Source organism: Variovorax sp. CF079 (assembly GCF_900101545.1).
In the GTDB taxonomy this organism is placed as follows: Bacteria; Pseudomonadota; Gammaproteobacteria; order Burkholderiales; family Burkholderiaceae_C; genus Variovorax.
Window position 1 is genome coordinate 124709 of sequence record NZ_FMZU01000018.1, and the last position, 18797, is coordinate 143505.

Annotated in this window: 13 protein-coding genes; 11 read left to right on the forward strand and 2 right to left on the reverse strand. The window is 69.0% G+C overall.

All coding sequences use genetic code 11. The annotated features are described in order from the left end of the window. The first annotated feature begins 18 nt into the window (after nt 1-18). On the forward strand, nt 19-2349 hold the full coding sequence (locus BLS74_RS23480) for a methyl-accepting chemotaxis protein (RefSeq protein WP_093109558.1): 2331 nt from the start codon (nt 19-21) through the stop codon (nt 2347-2349). Nucleotides 2350-2365: 16 nt separating this feature from the next. Beyond that, nucleotides 2366-8272, forward strand: a complete 5907-nt coding sequence (locus BLS74_RS23485) for an Hpt domain-containing protein (RefSeq protein ID WP_093109559.1) — start codon at nt 2366-2368, stop codon at nt 8270-8272. A gap of 19 nt (nt 8273-8291) precedes the next feature. Here the strand turns inward: BLS74_RS23485 and BLS74_RS23490 are convergent, their stop codons facing one another. Next, entirely contained in the window at nt 8292-9803 is a 1512-nt protein-coding gene (locus BLS74_RS23490) for a cryptochrome/photolyase family protein (RefSeq protein WP_093109606.1), read from the reverse strand. On the opposite strand from BLS74_RS23490, the gene BLS74_RS23495 reads away from it, so the two are divergent. The 6 genes from BLS74_RS23495 to BLS74_RS23520 are packed head-to-tail and all read left to right on the forward strand — an operon-like array spanning nt 9802 to nt 14318. Then, nucleotides 9802-10401, forward strand: a complete 600-nt coding sequence (locus BLS74_RS23495) for a YqgE/AlgH family protein (protein ID WP_093109560.1) — start codon at nt 9802-9804, stop codon at nt 10399-10401. The genes BLS74_RS23490 and BLS74_RS23495 overlap by 2 nt on opposite strands. Nucleotides 10402-10412: 11 nt before the next feature. Beyond that, a complete protein-coding gene (gene ruvX / locus BLS74_RS23500; protein ID WP_093109607.1) occupies nt 10413-10835 on the forward strand; it encodes a Holliday junction resolvase RuvX in 423 nt (140 codons plus the stop codon). After that, on the forward strand, nt 10832-11326 hold the full coding sequence (gene pyrR / locus BLS74_RS23505; RefSeq protein ID WP_093109561.1) for a bifunctional pyr operon transcriptional regulator/uracil phosphoribosyltransferase PyrR: 495 nt from the start codon (nt 10832-10834) through the stop codon (nt 11324-11326). The genes ruvX and pyrR overlap by 4 nt, the downstream gene beginning before the upstream one ends. Continuing rightward, nucleotides 11326-12288, forward strand: a complete 963-nt coding sequence (locus BLS74_RS23510) for an aspartate carbamoyltransferase catalytic subunit (RefSeq protein ID WP_093109562.1) — start codon at nt 11326-11328, stop codon at nt 12286-12288. The genes pyrR and BLS74_RS23510 overlap by 1 nt, the downstream gene beginning before the upstream one ends. Continuing rightward, nucleotides 12285-13556: a dihydroorotase gene (locus BLS74_RS23515; RefSeq protein WP_093109563.1), complete on the forward strand. Its 1272-nt coding sequence runs from the start codon at nt 12285-12287 to the stop codon at nt 13554-13556. The genes BLS74_RS23510 and BLS74_RS23515 overlap by 4 nt, the downstream gene beginning before the upstream one ends. Nucleotides 13557-13574: 18 nt before the next feature. After that, a complete protein-coding gene (locus BLS74_RS23520) occupies nt 13575-14318 on the forward strand; it encodes a lysophospholipid acyltransferase family protein (RefSeq protein WP_093109564.1) in 744 nt (247 codons plus the stop codon). A gap of 154 nt (nt 14319-14472) precedes the next feature. Here BLS74_RS23520 and BLS74_RS23525 read toward each other — a convergent pair whose 3' ends face one another. Continuing rightward, nucleotides 14473-15864 carry an aminotransferase-like domain-containing protein gene (locus tag BLS74_RS23525; protein ID WP_093109565.1) on the reverse strand — a complete coding sequence of 464 codons (1392 nt, stop codon included), beginning with the start codon at nt 15862-15864 and terminating at the stop codon, nt 14473-14475. A 346-nt stretch (nt 15865-16210) separates the two neighbouring features. On the opposite strand from BLS74_RS23525, the gene BLS74_RS23530 reads away from it, so the two are divergent. The 3 genes from BLS74_RS23530 to BLS74_RS23540 are packed head-to-tail and all read left to right on the forward strand — an operon-like array spanning nt 16211 to nt 18796. Then, complete coding sequence (locus BLS74_RS23530) at nt 16211-16693, forward strand: MSMEG_0572/Sll0783 family nitrogen starvation response protein (protein WP_093109566.1); 483 nt, start codon at nt 16211-16213, stop codon at nt 16691-16693. Nucleotides 16694-16707: 14 nt separating this feature from the next. After that, nucleotides 16708-17763 carry a Nit6803 family nitrilase gene (locus BLS74_RS23535; RefSeq protein WP_093109567.1) on the forward strand — a complete coding sequence of 352 codons (1056 nt, stop codon included), beginning with the start codon at nt 16708-16710 and terminating at the stop codon, nt 17761-17763. Beyond that, nucleotides 17726-18796 carry an MSMEG_0568 family radical SAM protein gene (locus BLS74_RS23540; protein ID WP_093109568.1) on the forward strand — a complete coding sequence of 357 codons (1071 nt, stop codon included), beginning with the start codon at nt 17726-17728 and terminating at the stop codon, nt 18794-18796. Before BLS74_RS23535 ends, BLS74_RS23540 begins: the two co-directional genes overlap by 38 nt. Nucleotide 18797: the final 1 nt, after the last annotated feature.

Genomic DNA, 18797 nt, shown 5'->3' on the forward strand with positions numbered 1-18797 from the left:
CTACCTGAAGGACCGACCGTGAGCTCGATCGCCGACAAGTTCAAGAAATTCCTGCCTGCGGGCGACAACGGCACCCTGCGCGTCGACAGCGCTTCGACACTGTCGCTCGACAGCGTCGAAACCCTGCAGCCGCCCGAAGAAAAGACGGTGCGCATCCGACGCGATTCGGTGCCCGAGCCGACGCCGGACGCGGTCCTCGCCATGGACGCCGCCAACGACCAGGCGCCGGCCGGCAGCCTCGATGAACCGGCGCAGGCCGAAACACAGGGTGCGGTTCCGCCGGGGCCCGCGGGCGCGGTGCGCTCGCTGCGCTCGAACCCGGCGCGCCAGCAGCGCGTGCTCGCGATCGTGCTCGCGACCGTGGTGCTGTTGCTGCTGCTCGTCGCCGGCTCCGCCATCCTGCGCGCCGAACGGCTGGCGCAACAGGTCGCGGCCACCGGCCAGTCGCTGATGCAGTCGCAGCGTCTCGCCAAGTCGGTCTCGCAGGCGCTGGTGGGCAACGTTCCCGCCTTCGCGGAAGTCAAGGACAGCTCGGATGACCTCACGCGGCGCGTGCAGGGCCTGGCGAACGGCGACGATTCGCTCAAGCTGGAGCGCGTGGGCGGCCAGTACGACGCCGAGCTCGGCAAGATCACGCCGCTGGTCGAGCGCGCGGACAAGAGCGCCAAGGCCGTGCTGGCCCAGCAGCAGATCCTGACGCAGGTCGGTAACGCGCTGCGCGACATCAATCGCCAGTCTTCGGATCTGCTCGAAATGACCGAGACCGTGGCCTCGCTCAAGATGCAGCAGAACGCCAGCCTGCCGGAGATCTCGGCCGCCGGCCAGCTGGTGATGCTGACACAGCGCATCGGCAAGTCGGCCAACGAGTTCCTCACGGTCGAAGGTGTGAGCCCCGACGCCGTGTTCCTGCTCGGCAAGGACCTGAATACCTTCCAGGAAGTCACGCGCGGCCTGCTCGAGGGCAATGCCCAGCAGCGCCTGCCCGGCTCGCGCGATCCGCAGACGCGCCAGCAGCTTGAGGCCATTCTCAAGACCTACGAACAGACGCGCACGCAAGCCGGCGCCATTCTGGGCAACCTCCAGGGCCTGGTCGCCGCGCGCGAAGCGCAGGCCGCCATCCTGGCCGACAGCGAACCGCTGCGCACCTCGCTCGGCGACCTGCAGGACAAGCTCTCTGCCCGCACCGGCCTCGGCGCCGGCACGGTGGTGATGCTGTTCGTGCTGTCGCTGGCCGCGCTGGCGCTGGCCGGTGCGATCGGTTTCGTGCAGGTGCGCGAAGGCCGCGAACGTGCGCTGGCTGCCGAGCGCGAACGCCTCGCTGCCGAGCGCGCGAGCGAAGACGCGGGCCGCGTCAATGCCGCCAACCAGGCGGCCATTTTGCGGCTCATGAACGAACTGCAAACGGTGGCCGAAGGCGATCTGACGCAGGAAGCCACGGTGACCGAAGACATCACGGGCGCCATCGCCGACTCGGTGAACTACACGGTGGAAGAACTTCGCCTGCTGGTGGGCAACGTGCAGAACACGGCCACGCGTGTGGCGCAGACGACGTCGCAGGTGGAAAGCACCTCGACCGAGCTGCTCGCTGCCTCGACCGAACAGCTGCGCGAGATTCGCGAAACCGGCCAGTCGGTGCTGACGATGGCCGAGCGAATCAACGGCGTGTCCTCGCAAGCGCAAGAGTCGGCCACGGTGGCGCGCCAGTCGCTGGAAGCCGCTTCCTCCGGCCTGCAGGCCGTGCAGAACGCGATCGGCGGCATGAACTCGATCCGCGACCAGATCCAGGAAACCTCCAAGCGCATCAAGCGCCTCGGCGAATCCTCGCAGGAGATTGGTGAAATCACCGAGCTGATCTCGGACATTACCGAACAGACCAACGTGCTGGCGCTCAACGCCGCCATCCAGGCCGCGTCGGCCGGCGAGGCCGGCCGCGGCTTCTCGGTGGTGGCGGAAGAAGTGCAGCGACTGGCCGAACGCTCGGCGGACGCCACGCGTCAGATCTCCGCGCTGGTGAAGGCCATTCAGACCGACACGCAGGATGCGGTCGGCGCCATGGAGCGCTCCACGCAGGGTGTGGTGGAAGGGGCCAAGCTCTCCGACAACGCCGGTACCGCGCTGTCCGAGATCGACCGCGTGTCGCGCCGCCTCGCCGAGCTGATCGAGCAGATCTCGCAGTCCGCGTCCCGCGAGGCCGATTCGGCCAACGTCGTGGCAGCCAACATCCAGCACATTTTCGCCGTGACGGAGCAGACCGGCGAAGGTACGCGCACCACCGCGCAGCAGGTCCGCGAGCTCTCGCACATGGCCGAGGAACTGCGCCAGTCGGTGTCACGTTTCAAGATTGTCTGAACGCCGAGCGCAGAACGTGTCGATTCAAAGCCCTGCCACCGCCCCAGTAGCTGGCAACGCGCCAGCCACCGAAGATCTCGGGCCGCTGGCCTGGGTGCTCGGAGAAATTCAGAAGTCGCTCGACAACGTCAGCAAGACGCTGCGGCGCTTTGCCCGCGAGGCCGGCAGCGCCCCGGAGACCGACACCACGCCGCTGCGCTTGGCGCGGCAGCAGCTGCACCAAGCCGTCGGTGCGCTGCAGATGGTGGGCCATACGGCGCCGGCGCTGGTGCTGGGCGCGATGGAGTTCGCGGTCCAGAGCTTCATCACGGAGCCGGCGCGCTGCACCGAAGCCGCCGTCCACAAGATCGACCGCGCGGGCTTCGCCGCCACCGATTTCCTCAATGCGCTGCTGGCGGGCAAGACCGTGTCCTCGGTCGCGCTGTTCCCCCAGTACCGCGACGTGCTGGAACTGGTCGGCAACGAACGCGTCCACCCGGCCGACCTGTGGAGCATGAGCTGGCGCTGGGTCGAGATCAAGCCGGCGCCGACGCAGACCGCGCTGGTGTACGACCCGGCGGTCCGCTCCAAGCTCGACCGCGAAGTGCTCAAGATCGTCAAGAGCGGCGACGACCATGCCGCGCGGCGCCTTCAGGCCTTGTGCCTGGGCCTGGGGCGCGGCGCCTCGGTGCCGCGCGTCGCCAGTTTCTGGACCCTCGCGGCCGGCTTCTTCGAAGCCCTGGCGCTGTCGCTGATTCCGACCGATGCCCATGTGAAGCGCGCGGCCTCGCGCGTGCTGCTGCAGTACGCCACCCTGGCGCGCGGTGACAACACGGTGTCGGACCGCCTCGGCCAGGACCTGCTGTTCTTCTGCGCGCAAGCCGTGCCCGGCCCGCGCGACGAAGCCGCCACGCTGCGCGCGGTGCGCGTCGCCTGGGGCGTGGCCAACGAGCAGAAGGTCGACTACGCGATCGAACAATTCGGCCGCTTCGACCCGCTGGTACTCGCGCAGGCACGCAAGCGCATCGAGGCCGCCAAGGAAATGTGGTCGGCGCTCTCGGGCGGCGACGTTTCGCGCACGCGGCAGGTGGCCGACACCTTCGCCCAGCTCGGCGAATCGCTGCAGAAGCTGCATCCGCCGAGCCTGCCGATGGTGCAGGCCCTGAACAATGCGGTCGACGCCTCGCTGCGTTCGGGCAAGCCGCCGGCCACCGAGCTGGCGATGGAAGTCGCGACCTCGGTCCTCTATCTCGAAGCCGCCTTCGAAGATCTCGATCCGCACGACCGGCAATTGACGGCCCGCACGGTGCAACTGGCCGGCCGCATCGAACGCGTGCGCGAAGGCGGCCGTTCGGAACCGCTCGAGCCGTGGATGGAGGAGCTCTATCGCCGCGTGAGCGACCGCCAGACCATGGGCACGGTGGTCGGCGAACTGCGCGCCCACCTGAGCGAACTCGAGAAGTCGCTCGACCAGTTCTTCCGCCGCCCGGCCGACAAGAGCGTGCTGCGTACGGTACCGACCCAGCTGCTGCAGATGCGCGGCGTGTTCTCGGTGCTCGGCCTCGACCAGGCCGCGCAGACCGTGCAGCGCATGCGCGAGAACGTCGACCAACTGCTGGCCGAGGAAGCCGCCGCCACCGAAGCCAGCGATTTCGATGCGCTCGGCAACAACCTCGGCGCGCTGGGCTTCCTGATCGACATGCTCGGCTACCAGCCGGCGCTGGCCAAGCGCCTGTTCGTGTTCGACGGCGAAGCCGGCGAGCTCAAGCCGCTGATGGGCCGCCAGGCCAACGACACCGCCGAGCCCGAAGCGACGGCGCCGGTTTCCTTTGCCTCCGCATCGGGACCGGTCTCGGTCACCGACACCGTGCTGAGCGTCGAGGAAGTCGATGCGCAGATCGCGGCCAAGCTCGCCGCGCTGGCCGGCCCGACCCGCAAGGCGCCTTCGCCGATCGAGGAATTCAGCAAGGCCACCGCGAGCTGGACCGCCAAGATCACCGGCCCCGCACCGCTGGAGGCCCTGCCCGACACCGAAGTGACGGAGCTCGAGGAAGACGATCTCCAGAACATCTTCCTCGACGAGGCCCGCGAGGTGTTGCACAACGGCCTGGCTGCCGTGTCGGCGCTCGGCGCGCAGCCGGACGACAACGGCGAGCTGACCGTGCTGCGGCGCGCCTTCCACACCCTCAAGGGCAGCTCGCGCATGGTCGGGCTGATGGATTTCGGCGAGGCTGCCTGGTCCTTCGAGCAGGTGCTCAACACCTGGCTGGCCGACCAGCGTCCGGCTACGCCCGAATTGCTTGCCGGCACCAAGCGCGCACTGACGGACTTCGCCAAGTGGGTCGAAGCCATCGCTGCCAACGAGCCGCACGGCTGGCAATCCGCACCCTTCCGCAGCGTGGCGGAAGCCTTGCGCACGGGTGAGCCGATCGCGCCGCCGGCGCGCGTGGCCGATGCCGAAGCCCTGGTGGCAGCGGCGCGCCACATCGCGGCCGAAGAAACGATGGCCGAGGCCAAGGCTGCGCCCGACGCGCAGCCCGAACCGCTGCCCCTGCCGGAACTGCCCGAGCTCGAACTCGACATGGCGCCGATGGCTTTCGAGGCGCCGAGCGAGGCCGCACCGGAGCCGGTGCCTCCTTCCGCCACCGCCTCCGCCGACGACTTCGCTTCGACCGATTTCCTCGATTTCGAAGCCAAGCCGGCCCCTGCGCTGGAAGAGCCCGTGCCGCCGGCCGAGCTCGAAGAAATCGACTTCCTCGAAACCGCGCACGTCTCGATCGAGCCGGCGCTGGCGCTGCCGGCCGAGCCCGTCTTCGAGGCTCCTGCCTCGATCCCGGCCCCCGTGGCGGAACCCGAGCCGACGCCGGAGCCGGCACAGGCGCTGCACGTCGAGCCTGAAGCCATGCCGGAGCCCGAAGCCCCGGCGCTCGCCGAGGAGGCGCTGGAAGAACTGCCGCAAGCGCTGCAAGCAGAACCCGAGGCGGTTGCGGCAAGCGCAGGGCCCGAAGCCGAGCCCGAGCGTCCGGCCGCACCGAGCGCCGACGACCAGGTCAAGGTGATCGGCCCGCTTCGCATCGGCATCGCGCTCTACAACGTCTATCTCAACGAAGCCGACGAATGGTCGCGCCAGCTGGCCATCGAGGTCGGCGAGTGGGCGCTCGAATCGCACGAACGCGTGTCGGACTCGACCATCGGGCTCGCCCATTCGCTCGCCGGCAGTTCCGCGACCGTGGGCTTCCAGGGCCTGTCGGACATGGCGCGCTCGATCGAGGCGGCGCTGCAGCATCTGCACATGCAGGGCCGCGGCACGCCGGCGCAGGGCGCCGTGCTGGTGACGGCGGCCGAAGAGTTGCGGCGCCTGCTGCACCAGTTCGCCGCCGGCTTCCTGCACGAGCCCGCCCAAGAAACCATGCGCGCGCTGCGCGATGTCGCCGCCTCGCCGATGCCGCTCGACATGGGCGAAGCGGCGATCGGGTCCGCAGCCTCGTTGCGCTTCGCCGTGGCCGATGTGGCGCTCGACGATTCCGAGGACGCGATCGACGTCACCGACGTGATCGACGTCGACCTGTTCCCGATCTTCGAGGAAGAGGCGGCCGAACTGCTGCCTCAGCTCGGCACGGCATTGCGCGAGTGGTCGCAGCATCCCGACGATCCGGCGCCCCGCGCCTCCACGCTGCGCACCTTGCACACGCTCAAGGGCAGTGCCCGGCTGGCCGGCGCCATGCGACTGGGCGAACGTGCCCACCGCATGGAATCCGAGATCGAGGCGATCAGCGCCGAGGGTGCGGACCGCCAGGCGATCGAGCACTTGCTGACCCGCTTCGACACGCTGCAGGCCACCTTCGACGGGCTGCGTGCCGCCGACGACGCCATCCAGACCGAGCTGGTGCAGCGGGTGGTCGCTGCCGCTCCGGCAGCGCCCGCCGTATCGGCCGCAGCAGAAGCGCGAGCCGACACGGCCGAGCCGAAGGCAGGCACGCCCGAGCCGGCACCCGTCGCCGAGGCCGATACAGCGCGCCGCGCGGTGGCGCTGCCCTCGCCGTCCGCGCTCACGCCGCTGCGCAACATCTCGAGCCAGGCGGTGCGCATTCGCACCCACCTGCTCGACCGCCTGGTGGCACAGGCCGGCGAGGTCATCATCACGCGCTCGCGGCTCGAGGCCGAACTGGGCCAGTTGCGCAGCTCGCTGGGCGACCTCACCGGCAACCTGGACCGCCTGCGCCAGCAGCTGCGCGACATCGAGGTCCAGGCCGAAAGCCAGATGCAATCGCGCCTCGCGCAGGCCAAGGACTCGCAGCAGGGCTTCGACCCGCTCGAGTTCGACCGCTTCACGCGCGTGCAGGAACTCACGCGCATGATGGCCGAGTCGGTCAACGACGTGGCGACCGTCCAGCGCACGCTCCAGAAGACCGTGCAGGCGACCGAAGACGACCTCAGCGCGCAGGCGCGCCAGACGCGCGAACTCCAGCGCGGGCTGCTGCGCACGCGCATGGTGGAGTTCGAAGGCATTTCCGAGCGTCTCTATCGCGTGGTGCGGCAGGCCTCCAAGGACACCGGCAAGCAGGTGCGCCTGGACATCGTCGGCGGCTCGATCGAGATGGACCGGGGCGTGCTGGACCGCATGACGCCCGCCTTCGAGCATCTGCTGCGCAACTGCGTCGCGCACGGCATCGAGGACGTGGCGGCGCGCGAGAAGGCCGGCAAGGATGCCAGCGGCCTGATCGTCATCGAACTGCACCACGAGGGCAACGACGTCTCGGTGAGCTTCCGCGACGACGGCGCGGGCCTCAACCACAAGCGCATCGTCGAGCGCGCGCAGTCCCTGGGTCTGATCGCCCAAGGCCAGAAGCTCAGCGAAGACGAGGCCGCCGAACTGATCTTCCAGCCCGGCTTCTCGACAGCCGAGCAGGTGTCGGAGCTGGCCGGCCGTGGTATCGGCATGGACGTGGTGCGCGCGCAGATCGCGGCGCTCGGCGGCCGCATCGAAACCCAGAGCAAGGCGGGCGAGGGCACCAGCTTCAAGCTCGTGCTGCCGCTGACCACCGCCGTGACCCACGTGGTCATGCTGCGCACCGGCGCCACCTCGATCGGCGTGCCGTCCAACCTGGTGGAACTGGTTCAGCGCGCCAGCGGCTCCGAACTCGAAACCGCATACCTCAACCAGCGCTATGCCTTCGCCGGCGAGCAGGTGCCTTTCTTCTGGGCCGGCGCATTGCTGCAGTCCTCGGCGCGCAGCGACCGCGCAATCGGCAAGACCAACACCATCGTCATGGTGCGCAGCGCGCAGCAGCGCGTGGCGCTGCACGTCGACGAAGTGCTGGGCAACCAGGAAGTCGTGGTCAAGAACCTCGGGCCGCAGCTCTCGCGGCTGCCGGGCATGGCTGGCATCTCGGTGCTGGCTTCCGGTGCGGTGGCGATGATCTACAACCCCGTCGCGCTGGCCGCGGTGCATGGCGAGAAAGCGCGCCAGCTTCAGGCCAAGGGCGCAGCGGCGGCGTCGTCGTCGCAGGGCGTGCGCAGCGCAGAACCCGCGCTGCCCCAGCCGGCGCCGCAGATTCCGCTGGTGCTGGTGGTCGACGACTCGATCACGGTGCGGCGCGTCACGCAGCGCTTGCTGCAGCGCGAAGGCTACCGCGTGTCGCTGGCGGCCGACGGCCTGCAGGCGCTCGAACGCCTGCAGCAGGAACGGCCGGCCGTGGTGCTGTCCGACATCGAGATGCCGCGCATGGACGGCTTCGACCTCGCGCGCAACATCCGCGCCGACGAGTCGCTGGCCGGCCTGCCGATCATCATGATCACCTCGCGCATCGCCGAGAAGCACCGCGATCACGCGCGTGCGCTGGGCGTCAACCACTACCTCGGCAAGCCCTACTCCGAAGAAGAGCTGCTGCGGCTGGTGCGCAGCTACACCAGCGCCGAGGTGCCGGTGGCGATGGCGGCTTGAGCCGGATGGGGCAGGGCCCTCAGGCGCTGCCCTTTCTCTTGTCGAGCGCCTGGCGCACCACCCCATAGCGCTGCAGCGTCCGCTCCCGCGCTTCGGCGTGGTCGACGATCGGCTTCGGATAGTTCTCGCCCAGCTTCACCCCGGCCGCTTCCAGCTCCAGCGGCTTGGCGGTCCATGGCGCGTGGATCGCCGCGTTGGGCAGCTTCGCGAGCTGCGGCAGGTAGCGGCGGATGAACTTGCCTTCGGGGTCGAAGCGCTCGCTTTGCGTCACGGGATTGAAGATCCGGAAGTAGGGCTGCGCATCGCAGCCGCTGGAGCTCGCCCACTGCCAGCCGCCGTTGTTCGACGACAGCTCGAAGTCGTTGAGGTGCAGCGCGAAGTAGCGCTCACCGCGCCGCCAGTCCAGCCCGAGGTCCTTGCACAGAAAGCTGGCCGCCACCATGCGCAGCCGGTTGTGCATGTAGCCGCTCTGGTTGATTTGCGCCATCGCGGCGTCGACCAGCGGGTAGCCGGTCTGGCCCTGGCACCAGGCGTCGAACAGCAGGTCGGCGTGCTTGCCGTGATGCCACTGGATCTTGTCGTACTCCGGCCTGAAGCTGCGCGACTCGCCGCCCTCGGCCACATGCGGATGGTGGGCCAGGATCTGGAAATAGAAGTCGCGCCAGATCAGCTCGCCGAGCCAGGTCGCGGCGCCCGCGCCGCCCTGCTGCGAGAGCTGGTGCGCCATGCCCGCGAGCTGCCGGATCGAGACCGTGCCGAAGCGCAGGTGGACGCCCAGGTAGCTGGGGCCGCGCACCGCGGGGTAGTCGCGCGCCGTGTCGTAGCGGTCGATGCGCTGGAAGAAGTCGCCCACCAGTGCGGCGGCGCCCTGGCTGCCGGTCGGGATGTCGAGCTCGGCCAGATTGCTGGGCTCGAAGCCGATCTCCGCCAGTGTCGGCACCGGCGCGCTGAATTTCTCTGGCGCGGGCGCGAGCGCATCGGCGTAGCCGCGCACGGGGTAGGGCTTCAGATAGAAGGCATCGACCTTGGCCAGCCAGGCGCGCCTGTAGGGCGTGAATACCGTGTAAGGCTGGCCGGTCTGGGTCAGCAGCTCGTCGCGTTCGAAGACGGCCTGGTCCTTGTGGGTGTGGAAGGCGATGCCGGCATTGGCGAGCGCGCCGAAAACCTTGGCGTCGCGCGCGAGGGCGTCGGGCTCGTCGTCGCGGTTCGCGAACACGGCCTGCACATCCAGCGCGCGCGCCAGCGGCGCGATTTCGTCCTCGGCCACCGCGTGGCGCACGATCAGCCCGCCGCCCAGCGCGCGCAGCTCGGCATCGAGCTCGACCAGCGATTCGCGGATGAATTCCACGCGCCGGTCCACGCGCGGCAGCGCATCGAGGATCGCGCGGTCGAAGACAAACACGCAGACCACTTGCCGGCAATTGCGCAGCGCGTGGTAGAGCGCCGCGTTGTCGTCCACCCGGAGGTCGCGGCGGAACCACATCAGGCCCTTGGGATAGCTTTTGTCGACGGCCAGTAAAATCGGCGGCATGGCCTCCGATTCTGCCCCGATGAACCTCACGCATCACTTCCTGATTGCGATGCCGGGGCTGGAAGACAAGGCCTTCAGCCGCAGCGTGGTCTACCTCTGCGAACACAGCGAGCGCGGCGCGCTCGGCCTGGTGATCAACAAGCCCAGCGACATCAATCTCAAGGTGCTGTTCGAGAAGATCGAGCTCCACCTCTCGCGCCCCGAGCTCGGCAGCGCGCCCGTGTTCCAGGGCGGCCCGGTGCAGACCGAGCGCGGCTTCGTGCTGCATGAGCCGGTGTTCTCCGATGCCGAGAGGCCCAACGAATCCGTCTACGCCTCGACCATGACCATTCCTGGCGGGCTGGAGATGACCACTTCCAAGGACGTGCTGGAGGCCTTGGCCACCGGCGCCGGCCCGCGCAAGGTGCTGGTCTCGCTCGGCTACGCGGCCTGGGGCGAGGGCCAGCTCGAATCCGAACTGGCCGAGAACAGCTGGCTCACGGTGGTTGCCGACCCGGCGGTGATCTTCGACACGCCGATCGAGCAGCGCTACGACCGGGCCCTGTCGCTGCTGGGCCTCGAGGCCTGGACGCTGTCGCCCGACGCGGGGCATGCGTGAGGGTTTTGGCGATGCCTGACAGCGCTGCCCCTCCTGCTTCCGTTCCCTCCCATTTCCAAAGCTTCCTGGCCTTCGACTTCGGGCAGAAGCGCACCGGTGTCGCGAGCGGCAACCGGCTGTTGAAGAGCGCCACGCCGCAAGCCACCATCAAGGCCGAGGGCGACGCACGCTTTGCCCAGGTCGAAGCCCGCATCCGCGAGTGGCAGCCCGACGCTCTGGTGGTCGGCGTTCCCTACCACCCCGACGGCGCGCCGCACGACAACACCCGGGCCGCCCAGCGCTTCGCCCGCCAGCTGAGAGGCCGCTTCGGGCTGCCCGTCTACGAGGTCGACGAGCGCTACAGCACAACCGAGGCGCTGGCCTCGGGTGCGCGCGATGCCGATGCCGCGTCGGCCTGCATCATTCTTGAACAGTTCCTGAGGAGCCTTCCGTGAACTCCATTCCCGACGCCGAAGCGCTCTACCTCGAGCTGCTGCGCGGCGTGAAATCCCTGATGCGGCCCGACACCCGCCCGGTCGGCATCACCTCCGGCGGTGCCTGGCTGGTCGAGCGGCTGCAGAAGGACTTGGGGCTGCCGGGCGCGCCCGGCACCATCTCCTCGGCCATGCACCGCGACGACTTCGCGCGCCGGGGCCTGGCCGCGAGCGCGCAGACCCATCTGCCCTTCGACGTCAATGGCGCCGACGTGCTGCTGCTCGACGACGTGCTCTACACCGGCCGCACCCTGCGCGCGGTGCTCAACGAGCTGTTCGACTTCGGCCGGCCAGCCTGCGTGCGGCTGGCGGTGCTGGTCGACCGCGGCGGGCGCGAGCTGCCGGTGGCGGCCGACTTCGCCGCGGCCAAGCTCGAGCTACCCGCCGAGCAATCGCTCGCCCTCGCGCATGACGACAAAGGCGTATTCAGCTTCAAAGTGGAAAAAGCCTGATGCTCTATAAACGCAACCCCCAACTCAACAAGAACGGCGAGCTGATCCACCTGCTCTCGATCGAGGGTCTGCCGAAGGACATCGTCACCCACATCCTCGACACCGCCGCCAACTTCACCAGCGTGAGCGACCGCGAGGTGAAGAAGGTGCCGCTACTGCGCGGCAAGAGCGTGTTCAACCTCTTCTTCGAGAACTCGACCCGCACCCGCACTACCTTCGAGATCGCGGCCAAGCGGCTGTCGGCCGACGTCATCAACCTCGACATCGCGCGCTCGTCGGCGACCAAGGGCGAATCGCTGCTCGACACCATCGCCAACCTGAGCGCGATGGCGGCCGACCTGTTCGTGGTGCGCCACAGCGAATCGGGTGCGCCCTACCTGATCGCGCAACATGTCGCCCCGCACGTGCACGTGGTGAATGCCGGCGACGGCCGCCACGCGCACCCGACGCAGGGGCTGCTCGACATGTACACGATCCGCCACTACAAGAAGGACTTTTCCAACCTCACGGTGGCGATCGTCGGTGACGTGCTGCACTCGCGCGTGGCGCGCTCCGACATCCACGGCCTCACCACGCTGGGCTGCGCCGAGGTGCGCGTGGTCGGCCCCAAGACGCTGGTGCCGGGCGACATGGCGCAGATGGGCGTGCGCGTGTGCCACACGCTCGAGGAAGGCATCAAGGACTGCGACGTGATCATCATGCTGCGGCTGCAGAACGAGCGCATGAGCGGCGCGCTGCTGCCTTCGTCGCAGGAATTCTTCAAGACCTACGGCCTCACGCCCGAGAAGCTGCAGCTCGCCAAGCCCGATGCGATCGTGATGCATCCGGGGCCGATCAACCGCGGCGTCGAGATCGACTCGGCCGTGGTCGACGGCCGGCAGAGCGTGATCCTGCCGCAGGTCACATTCGGCATCGCGGTGCGCATGGCCGTGATGAGCATCGTCGCCGGAAACGAAGCATGAAAATCCTGATCACCAATGGGCGCGTCATCGATCCTGCGTCGGGCATCGACCGCCAGGCCGACGTGGCCATCGCCGACGGCAAGGTGCTCGCCATCGGCAGCACACCCGCCGACTTCCGCGCCGACCGCACGCTCGATGCCCAGGGCTGCCTCGTCGTGCCCGGCCTGGTCGACCTGGCCGCGCGGCTGCGCGAACCCGGCTACGAGCACGAAGGCATGCTCGAAAGCGAGATGGCCGCGGCGGTGGCCGGCGGCGTCACCAGCCTGGTCTGCCCGCCCGACACCGACCCCGTGCTCGACGAGCCCGGCCTGGTCGAGATGCTCAAGTTCCGCGCCGAGAAGATGCAGAGCGCGCGCCTGTTCCCGCTCGGCGCGCTCACGCGCGGCCTCGCCGGTGAAGTGCTCACCGAAATGGCCGAGCTCACCGAGGCCGGTTGCATCGGCTTCGGCCAGGCCGACATCCCGCTGGGCAACACGCAGGTGCTGCAGCGCGCGTTGCTCTACGCCAGCACCTTCGGCTACACCGTGTGGCTGCGCCCGCAGGACCGCGACCTGGGCAAGGGCGTGGCCGCCAGCGGCCCGCTCGCCACGCGGCTCGGCTTGGCCGGCGTGCCGGTCGCGGCCGAAACGATCGCGATCTTCACCATCGTCGAACTCATGCGCAGCACCGGCGCGCGCGTGCACCTGTGCCGCCTGTCGAGCGCGGCCGGCGTGGCCCTGGTGCGCGCCGCCAAGGCCGAAGGCCTGCCGCTCAGCTGCGACGTCAGCATCAACTCGCTGCACCTGGCCGACACCGACATCGGCTACTTCGACAGCCGCGCGCGGCTCAACCCGCCGCTGCGCCAGCAGCGCGACCGCGATGCACTTTCCGCCGGGCTGGCCGACGGCACTATCGACGCGCTGGTGTCCGATCACACGCCGGTGGAGGCCGATGCCAAGACCCTGCCTTTCGCCGAAAGCGAGCCGGGCGCGACGGGGCTCGAACTGCTGCTGCCGCTGGCCTTGCAATGGGGCGAGCAGAGCGGCGCCGGACTGGCGCGCGCGATCGAGGTCGTGAGCGCGGCGCCGGCAAAGCTGATCGGCGTCGAGGAAGCGGGCCGGCTGTCGCCGGGCCTGGCCGCCGACCTCTGCGTCGTCGATCCCGCGCTCGAATGGCAGGTACGGCCCGAGGCGCTGCGCAGCCAGGGCAAGCACACGCCCTTCGGCGGCTACGCGCTGCGCGGGCAGGCGCGCTTCACGCTGGTGGACGGACGGCTGGTCCACGGCTGACCGGGGGAACACCGCGCGATGCAGGCCCTGTCCGCCTTCCTGAAGCTGGTGCGCGCCCTGGCTCACGCGCATGTCGGCTGGTGGACCATCCGCAGCCAATTCCACAAGCTCTCGCCCGCGGAGCGCGAGCAGCGCGTGCAGCAGTGGGCCGAGCGCATGCTGACCCTGATGGGCATCCGCCTCGTGGTGCAGGGCACGCCGCCGACCCACGGGCCGGTGCTGATGGTGAGCAACCACCTCTCGTGGCTCGACATCCTCGCCATCCACGCGGCGCGCCACGTGCGTTTCGTCTCCAAGGCGAACGTGCAGTACTGGCCGCTGATCGGCACGCTGTCGAACGGTGCCGGCTCTCTGTATATCGAGCGCGAACGCCGCCGCGATGCGCTGCGCGTGGTGCACCACATGACCGAGGCGCTGAAGAACGGCGACCTGATCGCGGTGTTCCCCGAGGGCACCACCAGCGACGGCAGCAGCGTGCTGCCCTTCCACGCCAACCTGCTGCAGGCCGCCATCTCCTCGGGCGCGCCGGTGCAGCCCATCGCGCTGCGTTTTGCCGATGCCGCCACCGGCGAAACCAGCCAGGCGCCGCGCTACATCGACGACGACAACTTGGCCAGCTCGCTGTGGCAGGTGCTGAAGGCGCCGCCGCTGCTGGCGATCGTGCGCTTCGGCGAGCCCCAGCCTGCCTGGGGCCGCGATCGCCGCGCCTGGGCGCTTTCGCTGCATGCCGACGTGCAGGCGCTGCGCCGCCAGACGCACTGAGCAGCCAGCAAAAAAACAGCGCCCCGTTGGGCGCTGTGCAACGGCGCCGTAGCGCCGGGAGGAGGAACTGAATGTGCAAGCAGGTTAGCCGTCGCCCCCCTCCCGCCCTGCCGGAGAAGGCAATGCGCGCACGTGGGCGTTGGCCTACAGGGCGCTACATCACCGTGGCGTGCGGATGCAGCGGATGGGCCAGCGTGTCGGCGATCAGGCGCAGCGCGTGGTCGCACGCCTCCCGCGACATCGGCCCGCCGAGGCAGATGCGCACCGCCTCCGGCGGGGTGCCGTCGGTGGAGAAGGCCGCGCTGGCGACCACGCCGACGTTCTGCGTGCGCAGGTAGGAAGCGAACTCGACCGGGCTCCAGGCGGAGGAAAGCGGCAGCCACAGATGGAAGCCCTCGCTCTGCGCGGCGATGCCGTGCGCGCCCAGGTGCCGGCTGGCCAGGGCCTGCCGGACGGTGGACTCGGCGCGGATGGCCTGCAGCATGGCGTCGGCCGTGCCGTCTTCCACCCACAGCGTGGTCAGCGCGTTCGTGATGGGCGATGACATCACGGTGGTCGCGCGCATCGCGCCGGCCAGCCGCTGCGACTGCCGCGCGCCGGGGGAGCGCACGTAGGCGCTGCGCAGGCCCGCGCCCAGGGTCTTCGAGAAGCCGGTGATGTAGTAGGTCAGTTCCGGCGCCAGGGTGGCGATGGCGGGCGGCACCTGCCGCGGCAGCATCGCGTAGGCGTCGTCCTCGATGATCGGAATGGCGTAGCGCAGCGCGATGTCGGCCAGCGCCTCGCGGCGTGCGCGCGACATGGTGGCCGTGGTCGGGTTGTTGAGCGTGGGGTTGCAGTACAGCGCCTTCGGTCGCAGCGTCTTGCAGGCATGCTCGAAGGACTCGCCCATCGGCCCCTCCTCGTCGAGCGGCAGGGCATGCAGCTGGATGCCGAGCTGGGTCGCGATCGCCTTCACGCCGGGGTAGGTCAGCGCTTCCACGCAGATCAGCTCGCCCGGTCGCGCGAGCTGCGAGAACAGCGCGGTGAGCACGCTGTGGATGCCGGGGCACACGAGGATCTGGTCCAGCCGGCAATCGGGAACGCGGGGCCGGATCCACTGCATGCCGGCTTCGCGGTCGCGCGCCGTGCCGCCGAAGTCCTGATAGCGCAGCAGTTCGTACATGCCGGCTTCGGCCATGACGCGGCCGGCGCTCTCGCTCATTCGTTCCAACAGCGCCGCATCCTGCGGCTCGGGCGGCAGGTTCATCGTCATTTCGGCGCCGCCACCGCCGCGCAGCGGAAGGCTCGGGCTGCCGCCGCGGATGAAGGTGCCGGTGCCCGAGCGCGAATCGATCAGCCCGCGCTTGCGCGCCTCTGCATAGCCGCGTGCAACGGTCGTGTAGTTGAGATGCAGATCGGCCGCCAGGTCGCGCAGCGTGGGCAGCTTGTCGCGCGCGATCAGGCGGCCGGTGCGGATGTCGTCGGCGATCAGGTCGGCCAGCAGCAGGTAGGCCGGCTTGTTGCTGCTCTCCAGGCGCTTTTGCCATTGCTGGGTGGTCTTGCTCATGGGGTGGTTGATCGCATGGGTTGATTGCATGGGCGCAGCACATTCGACGCATGAAGCGTGCCGGGCTTCTCTGGCCCGGATGCATTGATCGCGTGCATGCAGGTCCATTGATCGGGTGCATTGATTGCATGGCGGGTGCCTCAATCGAGTGCAAAAGCGGCCACCTGAACCTCGTCCGGCGGCCCTTTGGCGGGCCTCGGAATTTTTTTGCCGGGCCGCAGGCCGCACCGCTTCTCGTTGATCGCGACTTGATCGCAAACAGGCCGCCGGCCAGTGGCACAGAGCGTGCGAAATCGAAGGGCGCGCAACCCACCGATCAACGTCTTTTCCTCTACCGGAGTACCTCATGCCCAAAGTCCTCAAACCCGCGAACGCCGCCGGCGAACACCTCGTCGACTACGAAGAAAAAGTCTTCCAAGACGTGAAGGCAGAAGCGGGCGAGAAAGCGCTCGTCACCTTCCACACGGTCGCCTTCGAAGGCTCGATCGGCTTCGTCAACCTGCTGCAGGCCACGCGCCTCAAGCGCAAGGGCTTCGAGACTTCCATCCTGCTGTACGGCCCCGGCGTCACGCTGGGCGTGCAGCGCGGCTTTCCGACGCTCGGCGACGAAGCTTTTCCGGGCCACCAGAACTTCAACAAGCAGATCACCAAGTTCATGGAAGAGGGCGGCAAGGTCTACGCCTGCCGCTTCGCGCTGCAGGCGCTGTACGGCCATGGCGAAGGCGCGCTGATCCCGGGCATCAGGCCGATCAATCCGCTCGACGTGCTCGACATCATCCTGCTGCATCGCAAGGCCAACGCCTTTATTTTGGACACCTGGACGCTGTGAACCGGGGCGCTGCCATGTCGACACCACGCATCGTCCGGGCCGCTGCGATTCAGATCGCGCCCGATTTCGAGAACCCCGACGGCACAGTCAACAAGGTCTGCGAGGCCATCGACGAAGCCGCGGCCAAAGGCGCGCAGCTCGCGGTCTTCCCCGAGACCTTCGTGCCCTACTACCCGTACTTCTCCTTCGTGCAGCCGCCGGTACAGCAGGGCCCGGCCCATCTGCGGCTGATGGAGCGGGCGGTCGTGGTGCCAGGCCCGGTGACGGACGCGGTGGCCGAACGGGCCAGGGCGCGCGGCGTGGTCGTGGTGCTGGGCGTGAACGAGCGCGACCACGGCAGCCTCTACAACACGCAGCTCGTCTTCGACGCCGACGGCCGCCTTGCGCTCAAGCGCCGCAAGATCACGCCGACGTACCACGAACGCATGATCTGGGGCCAGGGCGACGGCGCCGGGCTCAAGGTGGTCGACACGCGGGTCGGCCGCGTCGGCGCGCTGGCCTGCTGGGAGCACTACAACCCGCTGGCGCGCTACAGCCTGATGGCGCAGCACGAAGAGATCCACTGCGCGCAGTTCCCCGGCTCGCTGGTCGGGCCGATCTTCGCGGAGCAGATGGAGGTCACGATCCGCCATCACGCCCTGGAGTCGGGCTGCTTCGTGGTCAATGCCACGGGCTGGTTGGCCGACGAACAGATCCGCGCCGTCACGCCCGACGAAGGCCTGCAGAAGGCGCTGCGCGGCGGCTGCCACACGGCCATTGTCTCGCCCGAAGGCAAGCACCTGGCGCCGCCGCTCACCGAGGGCGAGGGCATGGTGATCGCCGACCTCGACATGGCCTTGATTGCCAAGCGCAAGCGAATGATGGATTCGGTCGGCCACTACGCGCGGCCCGAGCTCCTTAGCCTGGCGTTGAACGACCGCCCCGCCACGACCACGCAGCCCATGCACGGCACGCCCGCATCGGGCACTTCATCCAACGACACCGGGAGCACCCGCCATGACCACGAGCCAAACCCCATCGAGCCGGCAACTGATGACCGAGCTGCAGTCCTTCGGCTTGCGGCTGGCTGATCCGGGCGCCGGCGCGGCCAGCCGCCGCGGCGGCGCGGGGCCGTCGGACCACAAGGCCGTCACAGTCGACGGCCACACGATCATGGTGCCGGTCCACACCTCGAGCGCGTGGAACTCGCCGTTCACGGCGCAGGCGCCGGATGCGGAAGGCCGCAGCACCCTCACGCGCGGCAGCATCCCGATCGCGCGCATCAGCTTTCCGAAGCAGCCGCGCTTCTATGCCATGCAGACCTTCGACGGCGTGCCGTACTCGCACATCGCGACGCTGCACGGCTCGGACGTGCTGGCCACCACCGTGCTGCAGACCTGCATCCGCTACGAGAGCCGGAAGAAGAGCTGCAAGTTCTGTGCGATCGGCCAGTCGCTCGCGGCGGGACGGACCATCGCGCGCAAGACGCCCGAACAGCTGGCCGAGGTCGCGCGCGCCGCGGTGCTGCTCGATGGCGTCAAGCACATGGTGCTGACCACCGGAACGCCGAACGCCACCGACCGCGGCGCGCGGATCCTCTGCGAGAGCGCCTTCGCGATCAAGGCGGCGGTGGACATTCCGATCCAGGGCCAGTGCGAGCCGCCCGACGACGACCAGTGGTTCCATCGCATGAAGGCCGCGGGCATCGACTCGCTGGGCATGCACCTCGAAGTGGTGACGCCCGAAGTGCGCGAGCGCGTGATGCCTGGCAAGGCCAGCGTGCCGGTCGCGCGCTACATGAGCGCCTTCGAGGCGGCGGTCGGCGTGTTCGGCCGGGGGCAGGTCAGCACCTACATCCTGGCCGGGCTGGGCGACACGCGCGAAGCGATCCTGGAGATCTGCGACCGCCTGCTGGTGCTCGGCGTCTATCCCTTCGTGGTGCCCTTCGTGCCGATCAGCGGGACGCCGCTGGAAGACCATCCTGCGCCCTCGCCGGAGTTCATGAAATCGATCCTGCAACCGCTCGGCCGCAGCTTGGGCGAAGCCAATCTCCGGTCCAGCGACATCAAGGCCGGCTGCGGCAAGTGCGGCGCCTGCTCGTCGCTGTCGGTCTACGAAAGCTGAA

What these genes read in the sequence shown, in the direction of transcription:
- BLS74_RS23525 (WP_093109565.1), bottom strand. Translation starts at nt 15,864, where the DNA reads ATGAGCAAGACCACCCAGCAATGGCAAAAGCGCCTGGAGAGCAGCAAC.
- BLS74_RS23540 (WP_093109568.1), top strand. Translation starts at nt 17,726, where the DNA reads ATGACCGAGCTGCAGTCCTTCGGCTTGCGGCTGGCTGATCCGGGCGCC.
- BLS74_RS23530 (WP_093109566.1), top strand. Translation starts at nt 16,211, where the DNA reads ATGCCCAAAGTCCTCAAACCCGCGAACGCCGCCGGCGAACACCTCGTC.
- BLS74_RS23520 (WP_093109564.1), top strand. Translation starts at nt 13,575, where the DNA reads ATGCAGGCCCTGTCCGCCTTCCTGAAGCTGGTGCGCGCCCTGGCTCAC.
- ruvX (WP_093109607.1), top strand. Translation starts at nt 10,413, where the DNA reads ATGCCTGACAGCGCTGCCCCTCCTGCTTCCGTTCCCTCCCATTTCCAA.
- BLS74_RS23495 (WP_093109560.1), top strand. Translation starts at nt 9,802, where the DNA reads ATGGCCTCCGATTCTGCCCCGATGAACCTCACGCATCACTTCCTGATT.
- BLS74_RS23510 (WP_093109562.1), top strand. Translation starts at nt 11,326, where the DNA reads ATGCTCTATAAACGCAACCCCCAACTCAACAAGAACGGCGAGCTGATC.
- BLS74_RS23490 (WP_093109606.1), bottom strand. Translation starts at nt 9,803, where the DNA reads ATGCCGCCGATTTTACTGGCCGTCGACAAAAGCTATCCCAAGGGCCTG.
- BLS74_RS23535 (WP_093109567.1), top strand. Translation starts at nt 16,708, where the DNA reads ATGTCGACACCACGCATCGTCCGGGCCGCTGCGATTCAGATCGCGCCC.
- BLS74_RS23515 (WP_093109563.1), top strand. Translation starts at nt 12,285, where the DNA reads ATGAAAATCCTGATCACCAATGGGCGCGTCATCGATCCTGCGTCGGGC.